19 protein-coding genes and 1 pseudogene are annotated in these 22072 nt (G+C 64.9%); 12 read left to right on the top strand and 8 right to left on the bottom strand.

Features of this window, described 5'->3' with window-relative positions; genetic code table 11:
- Window positions 1-17: 17 nt before the first annotated feature.
- Complete coding sequence (gene pdxH / locus BLR26_RS14945; protein WP_093381862.1) at window positions 18-665, bottom strand: pyridoxamine 5'-phosphate oxidase; 648 nt, start codon at window positions 663-665, stop codon at window positions 18-20.
- A gap of 81 nt (window positions 666-746) precedes the next feature.
- On the bottom strand, window positions 747-2267 hold the full coding sequence (norR, locus tag BLR26_RS14940; protein ID WP_093381861.1) for a nitric oxide reductase transcriptional regulator NorR: 1521 nt from the start codon (window positions 2265-2267) through the stop codon (window positions 747-749).
- A 167-nt stretch (window positions 2268-2434) separates the two neighbouring features.
- On the opposite strand from norR, the pseudogene BLR26_RS14935 reads away from it, so the two are divergent.
- Window positions 2435-2869 (top strand): annotated as a pseudogene (locus BLR26_RS14935) (hemerythrin domain-containing protein); the annotation flags it as partial.
- A 138-nt stretch (window positions 2870-3007) separates the two neighbouring features.
- Here BLR26_RS14935 and BLR26_RS14930 read toward each other — a convergent pair.
- The 6 genes from BLR26_RS14930 to vasI form a co-directional block, all read right to left on the bottom strand.
- The gene (locus BLR26_RS14930; protein WP_093381857.1) at window positions 3008-3445 is read right to left on the bottom strand and encodes a hypothetical protein; all 438 of its coding nucleotides are present in this window, start codon (window positions 3443-3445) and stop codon (window positions 3008-3010) included.
- Window positions 3446-3462: 17 nt separating this feature from the next.
- On the bottom strand, window positions 3463-4653 hold the full coding sequence (locus BLR26_RS14925; protein WP_093381855.1) for an NnrS family protein: 1191 nt from the start codon (window positions 4651-4653) through the stop codon (window positions 3463-3465).
- Between the two features lie 203 nt (window positions 4654-4856).
- Entirely contained in the window at window positions 4857-6167 is a 1311-nt protein-coding gene (locus BLR26_RS14920) for an oxygen-independent coproporphyrinogen III oxidase (protein WP_093387499.1), read from the bottom strand.
- A gap of 92 nt (window positions 6168-6259) precedes the next feature.
- Window positions 6260-9868: a type VI secretion system membrane subunit TssM gene (gene tssM, locus BLR26_RS14915; RefSeq protein WP_093381848.1), complete on the bottom strand. Its 3609-nt coding sequence runs from the start codon at window positions 9866-9868 to the stop codon at window positions 6260-6262.
- Between the two features lie 7 nt (window positions 9869-9875).
- Window positions 9876-11306 carry a type VI secretion system protein TssA gene (tssA, locus tag BLR26_RS14910; RefSeq protein WP_093381844.1) on the bottom strand — a complete coding sequence of 477 codons (1431 nt, stop codon included), beginning with the start codon at window positions 11304-11306 and terminating at the stop codon, window positions 9876-9878.
- Window positions 11294-11968: a type VI secretion system-associated protein VasI gene (gene vasI, locus BLR26_RS14905; RefSeq protein WP_249744425.1), complete on the bottom strand. Its 675-nt coding sequence runs from the start codon at window positions 11966-11968 to the stop codon at window positions 11294-11296. The genes tssA and vasI overlap by 13 nt, the downstream gene beginning before the upstream one ends.
- A 297-nt stretch (window positions 11969-12265) precedes the next feature.
- On the opposite strand from vasI, the gene tssB reads away from it, so the two are divergent.
- From tssB to BLR26_RS14855, 11 genes are all read left to right on the top strand, one after another.
- Window positions 12266-12781, top strand: coding sequence for a type VI secretion system contractile sheath small subunit (gene tssB, locus BLR26_RS14900; protein WP_093381843.1), 516 nt, complete (start codon window positions 12266-12268; stop codon window positions 12779-12781).
- Window positions 12782-12844: 63 nt separating this feature from the next.
- A complete protein-coding gene (gene tssC, locus BLR26_RS14895; RefSeq protein WP_045197971.1) occupies window positions 12845-14323 on the top strand; it encodes a type VI secretion system contractile sheath large subunit in 1479 nt (492 codons plus the stop codon).
- Window positions 14324-14740: a type VI secretion system baseplate subunit TssE gene (gene tssE, locus BLR26_RS14890; protein ID WP_093381842.1), complete on the top strand. Its 417-nt coding sequence runs from the start codon at window positions 14324-14326 to the stop codon at window positions 14738-14740. It begins immediately after the preceding gene.
- Window positions 14741-14747: 7 nt separating this feature from the next.
- Entirely contained in the window at window positions 14748-16514 is a 1767-nt protein-coding gene (gene tssF / locus BLR26_RS14885; protein WP_093381841.1) for a type VI secretion system baseplate subunit TssF, read from the top strand.
- Window positions 16478-17503, top strand: a complete 1026-nt coding sequence (gene tssG, locus BLR26_RS14880; RefSeq protein ID WP_093381839.1) for a type VI secretion system baseplate subunit TssG — start codon at window positions 16478-16480, stop codon at window positions 17501-17503. Before tssF ends, tssG begins: the two co-directional genes overlap by 37 nt.
- A complete protein-coding gene (locus BLR26_RS27505) occupies window positions 17500-18222 on the top strand; it encodes an FHA domain-containing protein (RefSeq protein ID WP_256326723.1) in 723 nt (240 codons plus the stop codon). The genes tssG and BLR26_RS27505 overlap by 4 nt, the downstream gene beginning before the upstream one ends.
- A 6-nt stretch (window positions 18223-18228) precedes the next feature.
- A complete protein-coding gene (tssJ, locus tag BLR26_RS27500; RefSeq protein WP_256326722.1) occupies window positions 18229-18909 on the top strand; it encodes a type VI secretion system lipoprotein TssJ in 681 nt (226 codons plus the stop codon).
- A 37-nt stretch (window positions 18910-18946) separates the two neighbouring features.
- Window positions 18947-20293 (top strand): type VI secretion system baseplate subunit TssK, encoded by a 1347-nt coding sequence (tssK, locus tag BLR26_RS14870; protein WP_093381833.1) that lies wholly within the window; start codon window positions 18947-18949, stop codon window positions 20291-20293.
- Window positions 20286-21092, top strand: coding sequence for a type IVB secretion system protein IcmH/DotU (gene icmH, locus BLR26_RS14865; protein ID WP_093381832.1), 807 nt, complete (start codon window positions 20286-20288; stop codon window positions 21090-21092). Before tssK ends, icmH begins: the two co-directional genes overlap by 8 nt.
- Window positions 21093-21212: 120 nt before the next feature.
- The gene (locus tag BLR26_RS14860) at window positions 21213-21725 is read left to right on the top strand and encodes an Hcp family type VI secretion system effector (protein ID WP_045197961.1); all 513 of its coding nucleotides are present in this window, start codon (window positions 21213-21215) and stop codon (window positions 21723-21725) included.
- Between the two features lie 75 nt (window positions 21726-21800).
- On the top strand, window positions 21801-22058 hold the full coding sequence (locus tag BLR26_RS14855) for a PAAR domain-containing protein (protein WP_093381831.1): 258 nt from the start codon (window positions 21801-21803) through the stop codon (window positions 22056-22058).
- The last annotated feature ends 14 nt before the right edge of the window (window positions 22059-22072 follow it).

Here is a 22072-nt window from a genome sequence, read left to right as displayed (position 1 = left end):
GAGGTATCTCTTCGGGTTCAGGGCGCCAGGCGCTGGCGCGTCCATTGCCCGCCCTGATGGCGGTAGTCGAGGCGGTCGTGCAAGCGGTCGGCACGGCCTTGCCAGAACTCCATGCGTTCAGGCCTCAGGCAGTAGCCGCCCCAGTGCTCGGGGCGGCGCAGGGGTTGTTCGACGAAGCGGCGAATGGTCTGCGCGAGCATTGCCTGCAGCGCGTCGCGGTCGGCCAGCGGCCGGCTTTGCGGCGACGCCCAGGCGCCCAGGCGGCTGGCTTCGGGGCGCGAATCGAAGTAGGCATCGGACAGCTGCGGGTCAAGCCGCGCCACCGGCCCTTCAATGCGAACCTGGCGCTCCAGCCCCGGCCAGAAGAAAGTCATTGCCGCATAGGGATTGGCTGCCAGTTCCTGGCCCTTGGCACTCTGGTAGTTGCCGAAGAAGGTAAAGCCCTGCTCGTCAACGCCCTTGAGCAGCAATACCCGGCAATGCGGGCGGCCAGTGGCGTCAACCGTGGCCAGGTGCATACTGTTGGCCTCCACCGGCTCGCGCTCGGTTTCGCGGGCCTGTTGCAGCCACTGGGCAAAGAGGCTCAGAGGCTCCAGCGGCGCTTCGGCTTCCTGCAGGCCACCAAGGGTGTAGTTGCGACGCATCTGGGCAAGGGACAACGGCATGGCGATGATCTCCTGGTTAGGTGTGCGCAGTCTGTAAGCAGCGCCCCGCCCGCACCTTGACCGCCATCAACGCCAGCGGCGTTACTTGAGGCGCAAGCGCCTGGCCAGTTTGTGCAGGTTGCTCGGGTCGAGCGCCAGCAGCCGCGCGGCGCTGGCCCAGTTGTCGCCGCTCAGGCGCAGGGCCTGGGCAATGGCCTGGCGCTGGCAGGCGTCGACGGCTTCGCTCAGGGAGCTGAACGCCAGCGCCGTTGGTGCCCCCTGGTCTGCCACTGGCGCGGCTGCCGGCGCACTGTCGAGGTCGAGCACCTGCGGCTCCAGGGTAATGATCAGGTTGCGGCTGCCCTCGCGGCTCAGCTGCTTGAGCGCGGCGCGGCTGATTACATGCTCAAGCTCGCGCACATTGCCCGGCCAGTGGTAAGCCAGCAGCGCCCGTTCGGCCGCCGGCGACAGGCGCAAGCCGCGCAGGCCCAGGCGGGTGCGGTTGAGCTCAAGGAACTGCCCGGCAATCATCAACACATCGTCGCCGCGCTCGCGCAGCGGCGGGATCGGCAGCGGATACACCGACAGGCGATGGTAGAGGTCGGCGCGAAACAGACCGTCGCGGATGCTGTCGGGCAAGTGCCGGTTGGTCGCGGCGATGATGCGCACATCCACGTGCAGCGGCTTGTCGGCGCCCAGGCGCTGGATCTCGCCGTTCTGCAACGTGCGCAGCAGCTTGGCCTGCACGCTCAACGGCAGTTCGCCGACTTCATCAAGAAACAGCGTGCCACCGTTGGCCGCATCGAAGCGCCCGGCGCGGTCGCTGCTGGCGCCTGAAAACGCACCTTTGACATGGCCGAACAGCTCACTCTCGGCCAGGGACTCAGGCAAGGCCGCGCAGTTGACCTGGATCAGCGGCTTGTGGCGGCGCCGCGATAAACCATGCAAGCGGCGGGCGAACAGCTCCTTGCCGACCCCGGTCTCGCCCAGCAGCAACACCGGCAGTTCGGCGTCGGCGAGCAGTTCGATCTCGTTGAGCAACTGCTGCAGCACCGGGCTATGGCCAAGAATCTCGCTCGCTTCCAGCGGCGCACGCAGGTCCTGGGGTTCGCTGCGCGACAGGCGCAGGCTGCGATTCTCCTGTTCCAGGCGGGTCACCCGCAGGGCCGCTTCGATCTGCAAGGTGCAGCGTTTGAGTTCATCGCGGGCAGCGCTGTCGAAGGTCCCCGGCTGCAACGCATCGAGAGTGATCGCACCCCACAGTTGGCCTTCTACGTAAAGGCTGACGCCCATGCAGTCGTGCACAGCCAAGGGCTCATGCAGCGCGCTGTCGAGCAGGCCATCGTAAGGGTCCGGCAGGCGGCTGTCGGGTTCGAACCAGGTCGGCTCGCGCGAAGCCATGATCGCTGCCAGGCGCGGATGCCGGGCGATCACGAAGCGCCGGCCGAGGGCTTCGTGGACCAGCCCGACGCTGGCCTGCGGGCGCAGGCTGTCGCCCTCCAGGCGCAACAGCCCGACCGCGCCGCAGTTGAAGTACTCGCGCAGGGTTTGTACCAGGCGCTGCAAGCGCACGGCATTGGGCAGTTCGACGATCAGGTCGGCGGCCAGGCTTTCACGCAGCATGGTAGTTATTACCCTCTATGGTTATCGCTACCCGCAGGCAGGCGGGTAGATTTCACCACAAGCCCGGCGCCAGACCTTGATTTCGGGCAAGTAAAGCTGGCATGGGCGATGCAATCACCCTGGGACACTTTGCCAGCAGAGCAGGCCCCCTGATGAACCCGACCGAACTGATCGCCCATATCCTCACCCGCTACCACGATCGTCACCGTGAGCAACTGCCGGAACTGATCCGCCTGGCCCGACGCGTCGAGCAGGTCCATGGCGGCCACGCCCAGTGCCCCAACGGCCTGGCCGACCACCTGCAGGACATGCAACAGGAACTTGAAGGGCACATGCTCAAGGAGGAACAGGTGCTGTTCCCCCTGCTACAACGGGGCATGGGTCGCCAGGCGGGTGCGCCGATCCAGGTGATGCGCATGGAGCACGACCAGCATGGTGAGGCGCTGGCGCGCTTGAGCCTGTTGACCAACGACATCAGCGCGCCGGAAGGTGCCTGCAACACATGGCGTACCCTGTACCGTGGGCTGGCGGAATTTCGCGAGGATTTGCTGCAGCATATTCATCTGGAGAACGATGTGCTGTTCGTCAAAGCCCTGGCTTAACGCACTGGCCTCATCGCGGGGCAAGCCCGCTCCTTCAAATGGGTCTGTGTACGCCAAACCTGTGGGAGCGGGCTTGACCCGCGATCGAGCGCGCAGCAGTTGTAATCCAGGCAAGGGCCCGCCTGAGTACGGCGCAGGCTAATGCCAATAGAACATCGCCTTGGCCAATACCACGATCACCAACATATGGCCAAGAATGCTGCAGCGAATCCAACGCGCACGCCCCTCGCTCAAGCGTCCGCGCTTGAGCCAGTACGCCAGCAACAGGTAATGGCCAATGATGCTCAGGGCCAGGACGATCTTCAGGCTCAGCAGGCTGGCAAAGCTGCTGGCCAGCGGCTGGCTCAGCGCCGCGCGGTGATGCCAGGCCAGGCCAAGCCCCGCGCCGTACAACAACAGCACCACACCATGCAGCACCTTGCGTGAACGCACCGACAGCGCCTGGTCTACCCCGGCCAGCGCCGCAGCCGGCACGTGGCGGCGCGCCGCCTGCCAGATGAGCAGTTCAAAAAACAGCGTGCCGATAAAGGCGATGGCTGCCAGTAGATGAACCACCAACAAATACGGATACAGCATCCTTCGCCTCCAGGCGCTTAACCAGGGTGCCCGTCAACCCGGGCGCGCAACAGCATCGGCGCATAGCGCCAGGCATACAAGGCAAACGCCAGCACCCAGCACACGCCCGCCAGCCACAAACCGCCCAGCGGCAGCCACAGTACCAGCAACACCCGGCTGACCCCGGCCAGATTGAGCAGGATGAACGCCAGGGTCATCCCCGCCGGCGGCTGCAACGCCCGCCCGGTATGGCCAAGGCTGACCCGGGCGATCATCGCCAGGATCAACCCAGCCATGGCGCCGATGGTCAGGCAATGCACCGCCAGGCTCGGATTCAGCGCCACGCCGAAATGCCACAGGGCCATGCCCAGGCAGGCCAGCACCAACCAGGCATAGGCCAGGTGCAGCGACCACAGCAGCGGCACCCGCCACAGCCCGTGGTCATACCAGCGCCACAGGCGTAGCCCGTGGCCGCACGCCAGGGCAGCAAACAGCGCGCCGATCCCGGTATTGGTGGTCAGCGCCGGCCCCGCCGCATACAACAGCGCCACCAGTGCCGAACCCGCCAGCAGCAGCCCGTCGAGCCACGGCCAGGGCACTACCGCCGCGGTGCGGCCCAAGCCGCGCTGGGTGAAGAACGGAATCACCCGCCCGCCAATCAGGCCCATCATCGCCCCGACCAGCCAGATGCCGCCGAGCACGCCCTGGCGCTGCCAACCGTCGTGCTCTTGCACCAGGCCATACACCGACAGGCCATCGACCGCCGTCAACAGCAGCAACACCATCACGATCGGGTAATTGCGTTTTTGCCGCACCTGCCACAGGGTGCGCCCCATCAGCACCGCCACCAGCAGCGGGAAGCCCAGTTCCAGCAGCGCCAGCAACGGCCAGGGCGCATTCACCAACCATGCTACCCGCCCGGCCAGCCAGAGCAACGCCAGGCCGGCCAGCGGCTTGCCGCTCAGGCCCGGCTGGCCGGTCCAGGTCTGCACCGCCGTGAGCACAAAGCCGGCAATGATCGCCAGGCCAAAACCGAACACCAGTTCATGCCGGTGCCAGGCCAGCCAGCCGCCGGCCGGCTGCCAGTTGCCCAGGGTGCCGTTCAGGGCCGCCAGCCACAGCGGTATCGCCAGCACTGCCAGGGCACAGCCCGCGAGGAACAACGGGCGGAACGCCAGGCGCAACAGCGGCGCGATGGCCAGCGCTTTACGCCGATCAAGTACTTGCATCAAGCCTCTCCTTACCTTGTTCCCGACAGCTCAGCGTGACCCGTCGGACTTGAGCAAGGTAGTGCAAGAGCCATGCCCCTCGCGGTTTGCGGGGCGCGGGCTCGGCCATGGGCTGAATTCGGGGTAACAATGACCCTGCCATGGTTGTTTCTACCCTTGTCATCCAGGGTATTTTCGACCCTCAAAAGAATAGTTGGCCAGGCTCAAAGACCGGCATCGTGATCGACCCATTGCTGCTGTTCGAACAGCTGGCAGATGGCATCCACGTTCACCCGCCCGGCGGGCAATATGCTGATGTGGCGCGCCGAGACCTCCACCAGCCCTGTCCGGCGCATGGCCTCCAGCTGGCGCCAGGCACTGGCGAAGTACTGGCGAAAATCCACGCCGTAGCGGGCCTCGATGGCCTCGATATCCAGCTCCAGGTCACAGGCCAGGCGCTCGCTGACGCCCTGGCGCAGTTGCTCATCGGCCTCGCAGCGCCAGCCGCGGCACGTAGGCAACTGATCGTTGCGCAACGGCTGAAGGTAGTGCGTCAGGGTCAGGGCGTTCTGCGCATAGAGCGCGTCGAACTGGCTGATCGCGCCCAGGCCCAGACCGACATGGTCGCAATAGCCGTGACGGGTAAACCCCTGGCAATTGCGCCGCAGGCGCCCGCGCTCCTGGGCGATCGCCAGGTCGTCGTCGGCGCGCACGAACTGGCCCAGGCCGATGTGTTGGTAACCTGCAGCCAGCAACTGGGCAAAGCACAGGCGCCGCATCAGCGCTTTGTGCTGCTCGCTGCAGGGTGCCTGCCGGGCACATTGGGCGTAGCGCGCCGGCGGCTGGCTGTAGTCGAAAACTTGCAGGCGGTCGGGCTCAAGCTCGATCAGGGTGGCAAGCTTGCGGGCAAAGCTGTCCGGGGTCTGCCAGGCATGGCCATAGCCGAGGTCGACACTCACTGAGCGAAAATCAAAGGTGCGTGCGGCATCGATCAGTGAATGGATCGGCGCCGGGTTCTGCCAGTCGGCAGCCGACAGCACACCGCCCTGGCCACAATCGGGCACACCGATACTGACCTGGTTGAAACCCAGGTCGCGCAACAGCCCCATGGTCGCCCACCGGGTGTGGTGCAAATCGACTTCAACAGCGTAGTCACCCAGTTCGTGTGGCAAAAAACTGAAGCGTTGGCGCAGTTGCTCCATCAACCGCTGCAACACCTCAAGGCCTGGAGTGGCACCGCTCAACCGGAACTGCTCGATGCTCTGGTCGGCCCCCAGGTGGCAGCCGACCAGGGCGATCTCCCGTTGCAGGCCGCGCAGGTAGGCGTCCTGCTCCAGCTCATCGAGCCCGGCCGCCAGTTGCACGCTTAGCGACAATGGCCGGTGCTGCTTGCGGCTCGCGCGCAAGGCGCGCAACACGTCCAGCGAACCGATGCCGGTGTGGAACCTGCGGGTATCGGCATGCCCGCCGGGCTCGCCCGGCCATTGCCCGTGCACGCTGACGGGCTGCTGGTGGCGATGGTGTAAATCAGGCATGGCGGGCTCCCAGGCGGGCTGCGGAGCCTCAGTGTCTGCCCTGAGCGGCGCACAGGCCTTGATTTGCATCAAGCGCGGCGCGGGGCGCACGGCTATGACTCATCATCGACCGCCAGGCCGCGGCGCGCCTCGAGCAAGGTCCTGGGCAAGGCAAATCCGGCGAAACTGCGCTGGGTCACCGGGTTGTTGGCCTTCTGTACCTCGACCCGGTAGCGCATCAGGCCATCGGCGACGGCAAAGGTCAGATCGACGCTGGTGTCGGTGCGGCCGTTGAGCTGGGCGCGGCTGAGCAGGCGAAACAGCGACCAGGGCCCACGATAGCTGAGGCTGGCGGTGTTACCGCTGCTGTTCACCAGCGTCAGCTGGCTGGCACTGGCACTGCCCAGGTCATTGGGCCAGACCAGCCCGGTGCGCTGCGGCGCGCCATGGCGGTACGGGACCAGTTGGCCATCGATGCTCAGCAGGCTGCTCAGGCAACTGCTGCTCAAGGCCAGGGGTTCGATGCTCAATTGCACTGCCAGGTGGCCGCGGTTGTTGAAGAAGGTGTCACGGATGCGTTCGGCATGCTGCAGTTGCTCCAGCACATCGCTGCGCACCAGGTAGCCACCCAGGGCATCGGAGTACAGGGCGTCGAGGTTGTCCTTGAGGAATACGCTCAGGTACTGGTCCTGAAACTGTTGCAAGCGCCCCTTGGGGCCGAAGAAGCTCTCGAAGTCTTCCAGCGAGGCATCCTCGCCAGCAGGCCTGAATGGGTAACGATTGGCCAGGCGCTCATGGTAGAAACTGTAGACCTCGCTGTCCCAGCGCTTTTCCAGCTCGCCCAGGGCGGCGATCATCAACACCTGCGCGGTCTGGTCGGCAAGCTTTCTGGCCTGCTGGTTGAGCGGTTCGGGCAAGCCGGCGGCGATCCGCTGCAGGTTGGCAATCGGGTCGGCGGCGCCCAGCGCGAAGCGCTGCAACACCGCTTTCAATGCCGCCTTGCCCGGGTCGGGGCTGTCGTGCACAGCCTTGGCGTAGTCGTACACCGCACTGACCGCACGCAGGGTTTCTTCATAGTAGGACGGCCGGTCAGCCTGGGCCGTGATCAACTCCGTCAGGCCGGAAAATGCCCGGCGGATCGCCACCGCCTGGGGCGACCCATCCGTAGCCCTTTGCGCACCGGTTAGCGGCTCAACTTCGGCCACCGGCAGTGATGCAAAGATCACCGTATTGTCGCGCAGGGTTTCCAGCAGGCGGCGCACCGGTGCGCCAGGCCCGGTCACCTGCTCCAGCACCGCCACGCCGTGGCCCAGGTCACGAAAATCGACGATCGAAACCTGGCTCAGTGCCCGGCGCCAGCTGTCCACATAGTCGGCGTGGTACAGGGCGCGAACGCGCTGGCCGAGCACCTCGCGGTCATGTTCGGAGTAATCCAGGCGCTGACGCTCGCCGAGTACCCATTGGTCGATCATTGCCAGCTCGATGAGGTTACGGCTACCCGACTCGAAGTAAGCCTTGTAGCCTTTGGCCGTGAGCAGCGGAGCCAGCAACAGGCTGTCGCCCTTACTGGCGGACGGCACCTGGTAGATGATGTCAAAGGCCGGGCCCACTTCGCTGCGCAGGTCCAGCGCCGGCTGCAGACGCGCCTGCGCCTGGCGCTTGAGGGCCAGATAAACCCGCTCGGCCATGGGCCGCTGACGCAAGGCCTGTTGCACCTGGGCGATTTTTTCGTGGTGCTGCGCCAGATCGGCGTCGGCGTACTTCAGCGCGTAGTCGAGGTGGCGCATCAGGTCGGCTTGCACCTGCCCCTGCCCGGGGTAGGCGCGCTGCCATTGCCGAGCTGCCCACTGCTCGACAATGGCCGCCTGGCGATTGCCTCGATCTTCAATCATGCGGTACACGCGCAACGCCTGCAGTTGCTCGTCACTGCCGGTAGGCGCAGCAAAGACAGCTTCCAGGGCGCGGCTGGCGATGGCCGGCAAAAAGCGCTTGGACAGCAGCTTGAGGTAGGCTTCGTCCACCGTCGGGCCAATCTTCTTGCCCTGGTACAGGCCCATGTCGGACAGCAGCGGCCAGGCCTGACGATAGTCGCCGTACACCGACACCGCGTCACGAATCTGGTCCAGCGGCGCCAAAAGATTACGGCCAGTGGTGTCGACCTTGGCATCGATATCCCGTGCACTGAACTCCTGGCTTTTGGCCAGGACGCTGGCCGCCTTGTCACGGTTGACGCTGAAGTACAGCTGCCACAGCCCCACCGCCAGCAAGCAGCCCAATGAAGCGACGGCAAACCCGGCAAGCAACAGCCGGCGCTTGCTGCGGGCGACCTTGATGTTGTCGCCGGCCAGCCCCGCCTCCGGGTAGATGACGCGCTGGAACAGCTGCTGGGCGAAATAGACCACCTTGCCGCCGGCAGGCTTTACCTCGGCTGCCGGCGACGGCAGTTGATAGGATTTGCCGGCCTCGTCGACGAAGGCGTTGCTCAGCGTACCCTGCTGGTACACCGAGGAAAAGTACACCCCCCGTACCAGTGCCGGCGTGGTGAAGCGGTCGCTGCCGAGCATCTCGGCGAAAAAACCCAGCAGTGCCGGACGCAGGCCGGATAACTGGCGCACCAGCGCCACCAGCCGCTGACGCTCGCTCAACGAATGGGCCTGGGCGCAACTGTCGAATACCTGCGCCCCCAGAAGCTCGACAAACCTGTCGTAACGGCTGGCCAGCTCTTGCTGCCAGGCATCGAAGTCGTCCACTGCCGCCAGGCTGAAGGTGAAGCCCAGCAATGCTTCACGCCCGCTCGGCGAAAGCCGGGCAAAGCACTCTTCGAAACCTTCCAGCAGGTCGACCTTGCTCAGGGTCACGTACACCGGCAGGCGGGTGCCCAACTGCCGGGTCAGTTCATACAAGCGTGTGCGCAGCAGGTTCGCCTGGGCCTTGCGCTGCTCCGGCGCCTGGGTCAGCAAGCTTTGCAGGTCAATCACCAGCACCACGCCATTGAGGGCGCGACGGCTGCGGGTGCGGGCCAGCCAGTCGAGCAGGTGCAGCCACAGCCGCTGGTGAGTACCGACGGGGAGCCCCTGCTGAACGCTGTCTTCGCCCTCGGCACTGGCTTGGTGGGGCAATGGCCCTTCAGGCTGGCTGAGCAGTTCGCCCGGCGGGTCGAACAGCACTGCCTCGTCCCCTATCCACCAGTCGATCGGGTACGCCAGATCGGGATCCTGCTGGGCGCTGGCGCCCGCGCGGGTGACCTGAGACAGGGCGAAGCTCTGGTTGGAGCGGGTAATCAGGCTGGTCTTGCCGGCATTCTGCGCCCCGAGCACCAGGTACCAGGGCAGTTGGTACAGCGAGCGGCGGCGCTCCATGTTGTTGAGCAGGTGATCAAGGCTGCGCGCCAACGCCCGCTCCTGGGCCTGTACATGGGGCAGGCAGGGGTCGGCCTGGCGCGCCGCCTGCTGTTGGCGCTCGGCCTGAAACGCCTGGTATCGCCGGCGTACCCGCCAGGCCCAGGCCAGCAGCGGCGCTACCAGCACCACGACACTGGCCGCCACGCGCATGGGCAGTGGCGCCAGCGGTCGATGGTCATTCCAGACCAGTTGCGGGCCCAGCCACCAGATTGCGCCCAGCACCAGCAGCACGCCCAGCAGCACCAGCAACGTCAGTGACCGGTTGAACTGGCGCAGCATCGGCAGCCGCCAACGCTTGAGGTGACTCCAGACCCTATCCATATTTTCGCTACTCCTTGACTGCAGTGATCAGCGGGTCGGCGCCAGAGCGCTGTGCCACCTTCAGGTACAACTGTGGCTCCCAGCCCTGTGCGCTGGTCTCGCGCATCATCCGGGCAACGCCGGCATACAGATCGTCCGCCAGCCACGCCAGACCGCGGGCGGCCAACAGGTCGGCGGCAATCACCGTGGCATAGCAGCGCTGGCGTGGGGCCTGCTGCTCGGCTTGCAGTTCCTGCAAGCGCAACAGCACGACCTCGACGCCTTCGCGATCAAGCTGGGTAATCAGTTCATCGCGCAGCCCGGCGAACTCCTGCACCGGGCTGTGCGCCGCCTCGGGCTGATCGGCGCCGCTGATCCAGGCCAGGGTCTGGGCATCGGCGAACGGCGTGCCGTCGCTGAAGCACAAGCTGGTCAAACCCGGTAATCGGCAGGCGAAGCGTTCGCAGGCCTGGCGAATGGCACCCGCCACTTCGTCCATGGCCAGGCGCGAAGCCACGCTGGCCGCCAAAAAGCTGCCGCGCAACCAGTAGGGTGAGGCGCCAACACTGCGCTCGATGCGCATCAGCAACGCGGGCTCGACGTTGTTGGCGGCCAGGGCGTCGTGGTAGCTGTCGACGATATCCCGGGGCACCGCGCTGAGTTCGCTGCGCCGCTCGCGGGTGACCGACGGCGCGGTGCGCACAGGGGTCCACAAGGCGAAGCGCCGCAACTGATAGCCCACCGGGTCGTAGGGGTCCTGCTGGTTGATCTGTTCAGCCATGTTCAGCAAGGCCCGGCGCTGTTCACGCTCATTGCCCACCGGCGCCGTGCTTGCGAAGAACGCCGGGCTCAGGCCGGCATCGGCAGCTACCGCGCGACCTGCCGGGGCCGGCAGGCAGCGTTCGCGGTACTTGCCCAGTTGCAATTGCAGCGCTTCGATCGCTGCGGGCTCGAGCCGCGTGGTTTCGATGCCGTCCAGCAAGCTGGCCAGGGCCTGTTCGGCGTCGGTCTGGTGAACCTCGGCAAAGCTGCTACGCTGCAGGCTCGGCAGGGCCTGGCCGAGCCCCTCGAGCAGGCGCAGCACCTGCTTGCGCTTGTTCAGGTAGCCGGTCGGCCCTGGCACCGGGTGAGCACTGTCCCAGTAATGCTCGACCATGCCCGCCAGCAGCGTCAGGGCAGCGCTCCAGTGCCCCCACTCTGCGGTGCGCAGCCACACCACCTGCAGATGGCCGAGAATGCGCAGGTGCTTGCACTGAGTGGCAAGGTACTGACGCGAGGCTTCATCGATGTATGGCCAGTCGATAGTGTTCTCGCGCAGGCCGCCCAGCTTGACCATTTCCTGGTCGATGGCCTGGAAGGTTTCATCTTCCACATCAAAATAACCGGCGGGCCGGTCGGCCTCGATGGGCGCCAACAACTGCGTGAGAGCGCCGGCCGGGAGGTCGATCACCAGCGACATAGCTGGCGCTCCTGCTCGATCAGCTCACCCAAACCTTGCGCATCGAAAACCAGCCCGTCCAGTGCCGGGTAATCGCTTTTCACCCTCAGGCGCTGGCCGCCGCCCATGCGCCGCAGCAGGGCAATGGCTTGCAGCCCGCGCCCGGCGTCAACCACCAAACCGGCATCGTCGAGTACTTGCCACGGGTAGGCATCGGCCACCGGCTGGCCGTCCTTGAGCAGTTGCAGGCGGATACGGTTGGGCCCGGGCGGCTCATCCAGCACCAGTTGCACCCGGGAAATATTCGCCTCGCAGCTGATCGCAAGGTAAGGCCGCGGCGGCGCGACGCCCAGCGCCGGCGCGGAAATGATCATCCGCTGGCGGCTGTCATCATCGGCTTCGGGCCAGAGCGATGCGAGGAAGCGAAAGTCGTCCGCGGCGCGGCGCTGCTCATTGCGCTGCACCAGGTCGACGACAGCCGGTACCAGGCCTACCCGCGAAGCCGGGCTCGCCACCGGCGCCGGGCCCGGTGGCGTACCGGCGGCTTCGTCGAAACAGGCCAGGCGCTTGAGCGGCGAAACGATCGAGGTGCAGTCCGGCGCCGCCAGCGCACTGGCTGGCAGCAATACCGCTACGCACAGGCCCAGCCACCTGTATTGCCACTCCTTGCCCATAGCGCCCATCGCCACTCCTCAGCTGCAACTCATGCAAGTTTGCCGATAGTTGTTCAATCGAATAAACGCATTTAAAGCATCACTCAATTAAAAAATGAAATGCAAGCTGCAACAGGTAAAAAATCAGCAAATCGCCAAATACAGGAAGAGCAAGTAAGAAATATAAACACAGTCTTAAACGCAAATCAGAACATTGGCGAATTGTCCTACGCATTAATCAGAACATTTTAGGAAACATCCGACATGACAAAGGGTATTGGATCCATTCCTAATATAAATGACCTACAGCCTGAAATGGATATTCCCATGTCTAAAATGCACGGTTCCGTCGCCCCCAAAGAGCGCATCAATATCAAATATGTGCCCGCTACCGGTGATCAGCAGGCAGAAGTCGAACTGCCGCTGAAACTGCTGGTCACCGGGGATTTCCTGGGCCGCGGCGATACCTCGAGCCTCGAGGAGCGCCGCCCGGTGCGCATTGACAAGGACAGCTTCAACGCCGTGCTGGCCGAGGCTGAGGTGGGTTTGCAGATGGCAGTACCGTCAACACTGTGCGCCGACCGCGACAATGACCTGAACGTGCACCTGCACTTTCGCTCGATCAATGACTTCGGCCCGGATGCCATCGCCCGGCAAGTACCGGAATTGAACAAACTGCTGCAACTTCGCGAAGCACTGGTCGCCCTTAAAGGGCCGATGGGTAATGTACCGGCCTTTCGCAAGCACTTGCAGAGCCTGCTCAGTGACGAAGTCACTCGCCAGCGCCTGGCCCAGGAACTCGACCTGGTCCTGGATGCAACAAATACGGTTACCGACGCATAACAACCGCGCAACTAACACTGACTCCCCCTGCCCTGCATCCCAGTTATGAACGGAGAACCCACCATGCCCAAGGAAAGCGCTGCAGCCCAGGTCCTGACGACCGATGAACACGCCTCGCTGCTCGATCAACTACTGGCCAACACCACGATCCGCCCTGCCCAGGAAGGCTACGCCATCGCCCGCCAGGGGGTGGCCGCCTACATCAGCGAGATCCTGCAAAGCGGTGATCACCAGCAACCGGTGAACAAACACCGGGTCGACCAGATGATCAGCGAAATCGACCAGGCCTTGAGCCGGCAAATCGACCAGATCCTCCACCAGCCGCAGTTCCAGCAACTGGAATCGGCCTGGCGCGGTTTGAAGCTGCTGGTCGATCGCACGGATTTTCGCGAGAACATCAAGCTCGAGGTGTTGCATGTCACCAAGGAGGAGTTGCTCGACGACTTCGACAATGCCGGCGACATCACCCGCAGCGGCCTGTACAAGCACGTCTACAGCGCAGGCTTCGGCCAGTTCGGTGGCGAGCCGGTGGCAGCGATGATCGGCAACTACACCTTCGGCCCGTCGTCGCCGGATATCAAGTTGCTCGGCTACGTGGCAGCGGTTGGCGCCATGGCCCATGCACCGTTCGTGATGGCCGCAGGGCCTGAGTTTTTCAACCTCAAGAGTTTCCAGGAGCTGGCCGCGGTCAAGGAAGTCAACGACATCTTCGAAGGCCCGGCGCATGCCAAATGGCGCGGCCTGCGGGACATGGAAGACGCCAAGTACCTGGCCGCGACCCTGCCGCGCTTTTTGTTGCGCTCGCCCTGGCACAGCACCGAGAACCCGATTCGCAGCTTCTGCTACGACGAGGGCATCGACGCCAATCACGATCACTACCTGTGGGGCAACACGGCGTTTTTAATGGCTTCGCGCATCACCGAAAGCTTTGCCCGCTACCGCTGGTGCCCGAACATCATCGGCCCACAATCGGGCGGTGCGGTCGATGACCTGCCGGTGCACCTGTTCGAAGCCATGGGCCAGTTGCAGGCCAAGATCCCCACCGAAGTGCTGATTTCCGATCGCAAGGAGTTCGAGCTGTCCGAAGCCGGCTTCATCCCCCTGACCATGCGCAAGGACAGCGACAACGCGGCGTTCTTTTCGGCCAACTCGGTGCAAAAACCCAAGACCTTCCCCAAGACCCGCGAAGGCCAGCAAGCGCAGACCAATTACAAGCTGGGCACCCAGCTGCCCTACCTGTTCATCGTCAATCGCCTGGCCCATTACATCAAGGTGCTGCAACGCGAGCAGATCGGCAGCTGGAAGGAGCGCCAGGACGTCGAGCGCGAACTGACTACCTGGCTCAAGCAATACGTTGCCGACCAGGACAACCCGTCTGCCGACGTACGCAGCCGCCGGCCCTTGCGCGCCGCGCAGATCGAAGTCCAGGAGGTGGCCGGCAACCCGGGCTGGTACCAGGTCTCGCTGGCGGTGCGCCCGCACTTCAAGTACATGGGCGCCAACTTCGAGATCTCGCTGGTTGGCCGCCTGGACACCCAGTAGATGAGCGTCAACAGCCTGTTCGAACGCCTCGAGCCCGACGCCCCGCACTACCGCCCGGGCACGGCGCAGAGCCAGGCCCGGCAGGCGATCGAAGCGATCAAGCGGCACCTTGAACAGGTGCTCAACGCCCGCCAGGGCTGCTCGCAAAGCAGCCCTGAACTGGGCCTGCGCGATTTCAACGGTGCCGCCCAGGGCAGCAACGACCTGCTGATCGCCATCAGCGCCGACATTCGCCGCTCGGTCGAGGCATTCGAGCCGCGGATCAAGGTCACCGGTGTGCGTTATCAGCCTGACCCGGACCTGCCGCTGGAGCTCAACTTTCGCCTCGACTGCCAGGTACGGCTCGAGCACAGGGAAGAACAGGTGCAACTGGAAGTGGCCATCCATGGCCACGACGGCTACACCCGGGTGAAGTGAGAAGACCATGAGCTTGAAACAACGCTTTGCCGATGAACTGCGTTACCTGCGCGAGCTGGGCCGCGAGTTTGCCGAAGACAACCCGCAGCTGGCGCAGTTTCTCGGCGATCAGGCCGGCGACCCGGACGTCGAGCGCCTGCTGGAAGGCTTCGCCTTTCTCACCGCCAAGCTGGGCATGAAGATCGACGACGACCTGCCCGAGCTGACCCATCCGTTGCTGCAGATGCTCTGGCCCAACTACCTGCGCCCACTGCCCAGCGCCACCATCGTGTGCTTCGAGCCGCGGCCTGACGCGATCACCCGGCGCAAAGTGCTGCCCAAGGGCACGCGGTTGTTCGCCAAGCCCGTGGATGGTGTGTCGTGCGAGTTTCGCACCTGTACCGAAGTCAGCCTGTTCCCCCTGGCCATGCAAGAGGTCAGTGATGCGCACAGCCGCGAGACCTCAATGCTGCGCATCGATCTCAAGGTGCTGACCCCGCAACCGCTCAACAGCCTGGAGTGCGAGCAACTGGATTTTCACCTCAGCGGTGACGACGCTACGGCCCAGACCCTGTACCTGTGGATTGCCCACTACCTGAAACGCCTGACCCTGCATATCGATGGCAACACCTACGGGCTGTCGGCCGAGAACATCGGCTTTCCCGGGTTCAGCGCCGAAGAGGCGCTGCTGCCCTACCCGCGCAATGTCTTCGACGGCTACCGGATATTGCAGGAGTACTTCGTCTTCCCCCAGCGCTTTCACTTCTTCAGCCTCACTGGCCTTGCCCGGGTATGGCCGGCGCTGAGCTGCGGGCAGATTCGCTTCGAGTTCGAATTCTCCCGACCCATGCCGGCCAACATGCGCCTGTGCACCCGCGACCTGCAGCTGTACTGCGCACCGGCGGTCAACCTGTTCAGCCACGATGCCGAGCCCATTGCCCTCGACGGACGCCAGCTGGAGCGGCGCATCCGGCCTGCGGGCAAGCACCCTGAAGCGTATGAGGTGTTCAGTGTCGACCGGGTGGCCGGCTGGGATGCCAGCGACAAGGAACGCCAGGGCGAGCCACTGCGCACTTTCACCCCTTTCGAGTCGTTCCAGCACGAGATCGAACTCGCCCGCGGGCGCACCGCCCTGTACTTTCGCACCCACATCGAAGAATCCCATGGCCGTGATGGCCTGATCCATCGCATCGCCTTTGTCCGCGGCGACGAGAGCCTGTACATCGGCGAGCGCGAAACCGCCTCGATCGAGCTGACCTGCAGCAACCGCGACCTGCCCCAGGCCCTGGGGGTCGGCGATCTGTCGTTGTCGACCGAGGCGACGCCTTCGTTCGCCACCTATACCAACCTGATCGCGCCGACCCGCGCCTACCGGCCGGTACTCGACAGCAGCCTGCACTGGACGCTGATTTCCAACCTGTCGCTCAACTACCTGTCGCTGCTGTCGGCCGAGCCGCTCAAGGCGGTGATTCGCGCCTACGACTTTGCCGCCCTGCATGACCTGCAGCAGGCCCGGGCCACACGCAAGCGCCTCAATGGCATTGGAAAGGCCCAGACCTGCGCGGTCGACTGGCTGATGAAGGGCCTGCCGGTGCGCGGCCTGCAGACCTGCCTGCACCTGGACCAGCAGGCCTTTCTCTGCGAGGGCGACCTGTACCTGTTCGCCAGCGTGTTGTCACGCTTCTTTGCCCTCTACGCCAGCATCAATTCCTTCCATCGCCTGGAAGTGATCAACACCACCAACAACGAGCACTATGAATGGCCACTGTTGACCGGCAGGCAACCCCTGATCTAGCCCAAGCGCTGCTGGCCGACGCCCGCAACTATTCGTTCCATCGCCTGCTCGAGCACCTGCACGCCCTGCACGGCGACGACCTCGAAGCGCTGCCTGCGGCCCTGGCCACGCGCCGCCGGGTTCGCCTGCAGAGCCAGGCCAGCCTCGGCTTTCCGGCGTCCGACGTAACCCAGGCGGGCGTGCTGGCCGACGACGGCAGCGGCAACCAGCGTTATCGGGTACAGACCAGCTTCTTCGGCCTGCAGGGCAGCGACTCGCCCCTGCCCGCCTACTACCTCGACCGCCTGGCTTACGAGCAGGCCCAGGAGCGCGGGATTCGCCCGGCATTCCTGGACTTTTTCAATCATCGCCTGCTGACCCTGCTGCACCAGAGCTGGCGCAAGTACCGCTACTACATCCGCTTCCAGCCCGGGGCCCGCGACCGTTTTTCGCGTTATGTGTTTTCTCTGATCGGCCTGAACGACAACGACCTGCGGGGTGCTACGCCCTTGCCCTGGGGCCGCCTGCTGAGCTTTGCCGGGCTGATCGCCAGCCGCAGCCGGCCGCCGTCGATGGTGTCCGGCATCGTCGAGCATTGCTTCGATGTACAGGGCGTCTACCTACGTGAGTTCGAACGGCGCACCGTGCCCGTGCCCTCGCGCCAGCGCCTGGTGCTGGGCGAGCGCAACGGCCAGCTGGGCAACAGCTTCGTGCTCGGCGAGCGCACCCGGACCCGCGCCAGCAAGTTCACCCTGGTGATCCCCAACCTCTCCCAGGCGCGCTTTCGCCAGTTTCTGCCCAGTGGTACGCAGTTCGCCCGCCTGCGCCAGTTGCTGGAGTTTCTGCTGCGCGACGTGACCGCCTACGATCTGGAGCTGCACCTGTGCGCAGAGGACGTACCGCCGTTCAACCTGCAGCGCCAGGGCGGTACCCACCTGGGCTGGACCAGCTTCATCGAGAACCAGCAACAGCGCCACCCTGCCGTGGTACGGATCAGGGGGCGCGCATGAAGCTGACCCTGGTGATCGGCAATCCGGCGCAGCTGCTGCATGGCTGCCTGCCCAGCCGGGGCATGGATTACCGCGGCGGCCTGATCGGCAGCCACGGCTGCGACTGGCTGCTGCGTGACCGCTCTGGCCGCGTGCGCCCGCAGCACTGCCGGATCCACTGGCATGAAGGCCGCTTCTGTGTCACCGACCTGTGCGACGGCACTTACCTCAATGGCCATGACCTGCCCCTGGGCCGCGGCGCCACCGTTCGCCTGAACGAAGGCGACTGGCTTAAGGTCGGTGTCTACCGGATCGTCGTGCACCTGCACAGCGCTGCCTGTACCGACGATGACCCACGCCACCTGAGCCAGCGTTCGCTGGCCGAGCTGCTCAGCGGGCACGAGGACGGCCTGGAGGACTGGCACGCCAATACCCGCCCGCTGCAGCCAGCGCCTGTGCCTGCCCCGGCCTTGTGCGCGGATTTCGATCGCCTGTGCCGGCCACTGGATCCGCGCGAACAGCACGACCCGTTGCTGGGCCTGGGCGCACCGCCGTCGATACCGCTGGCAACAGCCCATCGCCAGCCCGCACCCAACCACCGCCACCCGCCTGTTGCGCGTGGCAGGAAACACCCGGCAGCGGCCAGCTCACTGCGCCTGGGACTGTTGCTGCTGGCAGCCCTGACCCTCGGCGGCTGCACACTGCTGGGCAAGCTCGGCCAGGTGATCGTCGACCCTTAGACGCCGGTGGGCGGGCCCGGTGATCAACCCAGCTACTACTCGCTGAGCCTGCACGCCAACGATGACGTCAACCGCCGCCTGGTCAACCCCGGCAACGCGCCAATGGCCGCCGAACACCCCGCCGAGGCGCCCTACCGCCTGGACATCAAGGCCAGCAGCCCCCAGGCCCTGGCAGACAAGCTGCAAGCGGTGCTCGAGCATCTGTACGAAAACGCCCCGGCGCAATCACCCGTGCGTGAAGAACCTGCGCCTGAACCCCAGGCGTCCTGGGTCGAGGAGTCGCCCCTGGGCGATTACCAGGCTGCCGGCGTCCACCTGGCTACCTCGGCACAGCACCTTGCCCCGCAACTGATTGCCACGCCGGTGGCGTTCAGGGTCCTGCAACTGAGCGACGACTCGTTGCTGATCAGCGCCAGTGCCCAAGCCCTGGCGCTCGACCTGAAACACGCCCTGGGCAGCACCTATATCCGCGTCGACGACTACCTGTTGCGGCCCGGCCAGTTCAAGTTCATCGACCCACAGCCCCTTGATGAGCAGACGCGCTTCGTCGCGGTGATCGCCGACTACCACAACGAGGAGGTCAGCCAGTGGAAGCAGCTGCTGCGCGTCGAACCCAAGGGCCGGCGCTACGCGCTGCTGGTCGAGCTTGGCCAGGCGCAAGTCGAGCTCAAGGGTGAAACCCGATGACGCCAGCTTGCGCCCCTTACCTTCAGAGAGCCCGACAATGAGTTCACGCAACCCGGTCATTTGGCACGAGGGTTTGTTCGTCAAACCCCAGCACTTCCAGCAACAGGCACGCGCTATGGAGGCCGCCGCGCAACAGCGGGTCGAGAGCCTCAACCCGGCGCCGTACGGCTTCAGCGAGCTGGAGCTGAACAACGAGTTCCTCAATTTTGCCAAGGTGGCGATCAATCGTGCGCGGGGCATCCTGCCTGACGGCAGCGTCTTCGACATCCCCGGCGACCTGGCCCCGCCGGCGCCACTGGAAATCAGCGACAGCGGCCTGGTCAACCAGGTGGTCTACCTGACACTCCCGCTCAAATCCTCCGCAGGCCTGGAGGTGCGCTGGCCCGAGCAGTACGCCAACAGCCGCTACATCGCCCAGCGCAAGCCGGTGCATGACATCCACAGCGAAAGCGGCGACCAGGTGGAAATGAACCTGGCGGTCCCCAACCTGCAACTGATGCTCGAACGCGATGACCGCAGCGCCTTCACCAGCATTGCCGTGGGCAGGATCCACGACAAGCGCCCCGACGGCAGCCTGGTGATGGACGAGCAGTTCTATCCCACCAGCCTGTCATTGCAGGCGGTGCCGGCGCTGCAGCGCTACCTGGGCGAAATCACCGGGCTGATGCGTGAACGGGCGCGCAACCTGGCCGAACGCATCGGCTCGCCCGGGCAGTCCGGGGTGGCCGACGTCACCGACTTCAACCTGCTGCAAACCCTCAACCGCTGGTACCCGCTGTTCCAGCACCTGAACCGGCAACGCCACATCCACCCCGAACGCCTGTACATCACCTTTGCCCAGGCCTGCGGCGAGCTGGTGACCTTCACCGATGAGAGCCACCTGCCCGAGGAATGCCCGGCCTATCAGCACGACAGCCTGCACCAGTGCTTCAAGCCCCTGGAACTTACCCTGCGCCGGGCCCTGGGCACGGTGCTGCAACCACGGGCGGTATCGCTACCGATCGAAATCCTGGAGTACGGCGTCATGAGCGCCGCACTGGGCGACAAGCGCCTGCTGGACAACGCCGAGTTCATTCTGGCGGTACGCGCCAACCTGCCGCTGGAGACCTTGCGCCAGCAGTTGCCGCGGCAGATCAAGATCAGTTCCAGCGAAACCCTGGGCCGGCTGATCAGCCTGCAACTGCCGGGCATCCCCTTGATCCCCCTGCCGGTGGCGCCACGCCACCTGCCGTTCCACGCCGGCTTCAGCTACTTCGAACTCGACCGCCACGACCCGGCCTGGCAAAGCCTGCACAGCGCCAGCGGCTTTGGCTTACACATCGCCGGTGACTTCCCTGAGCTTGAGCTGCAGCTGTGGGCCATCAGGAGTGAAAAAGATGCGTGATGCCAGCCAGGAGCCGAGCAATCAAGAGCTCCACTTTGACGCGGTGCCGCACAAAACCGGCAACCCCGCCGGCGCTCCCGGGCCGCTGCGCTGCGACCCGCAGTTCGACTTGCGCGGGCTGTCGTGGAACCCCCTCTGTGATGCCGCCATGCCGCTGATCGGGCTGGTCCTGCGCCTGCATAGCCTGGACGCGCACGATGAGGTGCTGGCCTTGCGCCAGAGCATTCACAACCAGATCGTCACGGTAATGGAAGAAGTCGCCCAGCTCGACTACCAACCCAGCACCCTCAAGGCCTACTCCTACAGCCTCTGCCTGCTGGTGGATGAAGTGGTCATGAGCAGCGCCTGGGGCTTTCATGGCGAGTGGCGACAGCAGCCGTTGCTCAGTGCCTTGCACCATGAATCCTGGGGCGGCGAAAAGTTCTTCACCCTGCTGGCGCGCATGTCCAGCGAAGCGGCCAAGTACCAGCACGTCCTGGAGTTCATGTACCTGTGCCTGTGCGTGGGCCTCAAGGGCAAGTACGGCAAGCAGGCCAACGGTGAGGTCGAGGTGCAGAAGATCATCACCCAGTTGCACGGCGTGCTGCGCCCGCTCAGGGGCGAAACGCCCACGCAGTTGACCGAGCCGCTGCGCAACATTGCCCCACGCAATTACCGGCTCAAGCGCAGCTTGCCGCTGTGGACACCCTGGGCCCTGGCCGCCGTGGTCCTGGTGGGCGCCTACAGCGCCTACGCCCTGCGCCTGAACAGCATCAGCGAACAGGTGCTGGTGTCGCTGGAACGGATTCTCAGCCTTTGAACGATTTTCAGCGCGCCACCGGGCGCCTGCAAAGCCTGGCCCATCGGGCCAACACACTCACCGTCATGGCGACGGTGGCGACCTGCGGGTCGTTCAATCGAACGCGACACGGAGCATGTCATGCCAACACCTGCCTACATCAGCATCCACGGCCAGAACCAGGGCCACATCACCAAGGGCGCCTTCACCGCCGACTCGGTCGGCAACGTCTATGTCGAAGGCCATGAGGACGAGATCCTCGCCCAGGAAATCGATCACCAGATCACCACCCCGACCGACCCGCAGAGCGGCCAGCCGTCAGGCCAGCGGGTGCACAAGCCACTGATCTTCACCAGCGCCCTGAGCAAGGCCTCGCCGATGCTCTACCAGGCCCTGGCCACCGGCGAAATGCTGCCGACCGTCGAGGTGAAGTGGTTTCGGACCTCGGTAGACGGCAAGCAGGAGCACTTCTTCACCACCAAGCTGGAAGACGCCACCGTGGTCGACATCCACACCGTGCTGCCCCATGCCCAGGACAGCGACAACGCCAACTACACCCAGCTGATCAAGACCAGCCTGGCCTACCGCAAGGTCAGCTGGAGCCATGAAGTGGCCGGCACCGAGGCCTCTGACGACTGGCGCAAACCGGCCTAACCGCTGCGCCCGTACCGTTGCGCCACGGCTCGCCTGTGGCGCACCCCTTTCCTGCTGCACCGATCAGGAGGCGATATGCCTGCCATCGTACTGCTTGGCCACAACCATCACTGCCCCACCTGCGGCCCGACCACGGTCGACAGTGGCGCCGACAGCTTCACCGTCAACGGCCGCGCCATTGCCCGGGTTGGTGACACCCTCGGCTGCGGCGCCAGCATCACCAGCGGCTCGTCGTCGATGACCATTGGCGGCCATTCTGTGGCCCGGGTCGGCGATACCACCGACCACGGCGGCACCCTGGAAAACGGCGACGCCAGCTGGCTGGTCGACTGACCCTACAAGGAGCC

Source organism: Pseudomonas sp. UC 17F4 (assembly GCF_900101695.1).
Classification (GTDB): domain Bacteria; phylum Pseudomonadota; class Gammaproteobacteria; order Pseudomonadales; family Pseudomonadaceae; genus Aquipseudomonas.
The sequence above is the reverse complement of the archived record's forward strand: the minus strand, read 5'-3'. Positions and strand labels throughout refer to the sequence as shown.

Coding starts and splice junctions, on each gene's coding strand:
- pdxH (WP_093381862.1), bottom strand. CDS start 665: ATGCCGTTGTCCCTTGCCCAGATGCGTCGCAACTACACCCTTGGTGGC.
- norR (WP_093381861.1), bottom strand. CDS start 2,267: ATGCTGCGTGAAAGCCTGGCCGCCGACCTGATCGTCGAACTGCCCAAT.
- BLR26_RS14930 (WP_093381857.1), bottom strand. CDS start 3,445: ATGCTGTATCCGTATTTGTTGGTGGTTCATCTACTGGCAGCCATCGCC.
- BLR26_RS14925 (WP_093381855.1), bottom strand. CDS start 4,653: ATGCAAGTACTTGATCGGCGTAAAGCGCTGGCCATCGCGCCGCTGTTG.
- BLR26_RS14920 (WP_093387499.1), bottom strand. CDS start 6,167: ATGCCTGATTTACACCATCGCCACCAGCAGCCCGTCAGCGTGCACGGG.
- tssM (WP_093381848.1), bottom strand. CDS start 9,868: ATGGATAGGGTCTGGAGTCACCTCAAGCGTTGGCGGCTGCCGATGCTG.
- tssA (WP_093381844.1), bottom strand. CDS start 11,306: ATGTCGCTGGTGATCGACCTCCCGGCCGGCGCTCTCACGCAGTTGTTG.
- vasI (WP_249744425.1), bottom strand. CDS start 11,968: ATGGGCGCTATGGGCAAGGAGTGGCAATACAGGTGGCTGGGCCTGTGC.
- tssB (WP_093381843.1), top strand. CDS start 12,266: ATGTCTAAAATGCACGGTTCCGTCGCCCCCAAAGAGCGCATCAATATC.
- tssC (WP_045197971.1), top strand. CDS start 12,845: ATGCCCAAGGAAAGCGCTGCAGCCCAGGTCCTGACGACCGATGAACAC.
- tssE (WP_093381842.1), top strand. CDS start 14,324: ATGAGCGTCAACAGCCTGTTCGAACGCCTCGAGCCCGACGCCCCGCAC.
- tssF (WP_093381841.1), top strand. CDS start 14,748: ATGAGCTTGAAACAACGCTTTGCCGATGAACTGCGTTACCTGCGCGAG.
- tssG (WP_093381839.1), top strand. CDS start 16,478: ATGGCCACTGTTGACCGGCAGGCAACCCCTGATCTAGCCCAAGCGCTG.
- BLR26_RS27505 (WP_256326723.1), top strand. CDS start 17,500: ATGAAGCTGACCCTGGTGATCGGCAATCCGGCGCAGCTGCTGCATGGC.
- tssK (WP_093381833.1), top strand. CDS start 18,947: ATGAGTTCACGCAACCCGGTCATTTGGCACGAGGGTTTGTTCGTCAAA.
- icmH (WP_093381832.1), top strand. CDS start 20,286: ATGCGTGATGCCAGCCAGGAGCCGAGCAATCAAGAGCTCCACTTTGAC.
- BLR26_RS14860 (WP_045197961.1), top strand. CDS start 21,213: ATGCCAACACCTGCCTACATCAGCATCCACGGCCAGAACCAGGGCCAC.
- BLR26_RS14855 (WP_093381831.1), top strand. CDS start 21,801: ATGCCTGCCATCGTACTGCTTGGCCACAACCATCACTGCCCCACCTGC.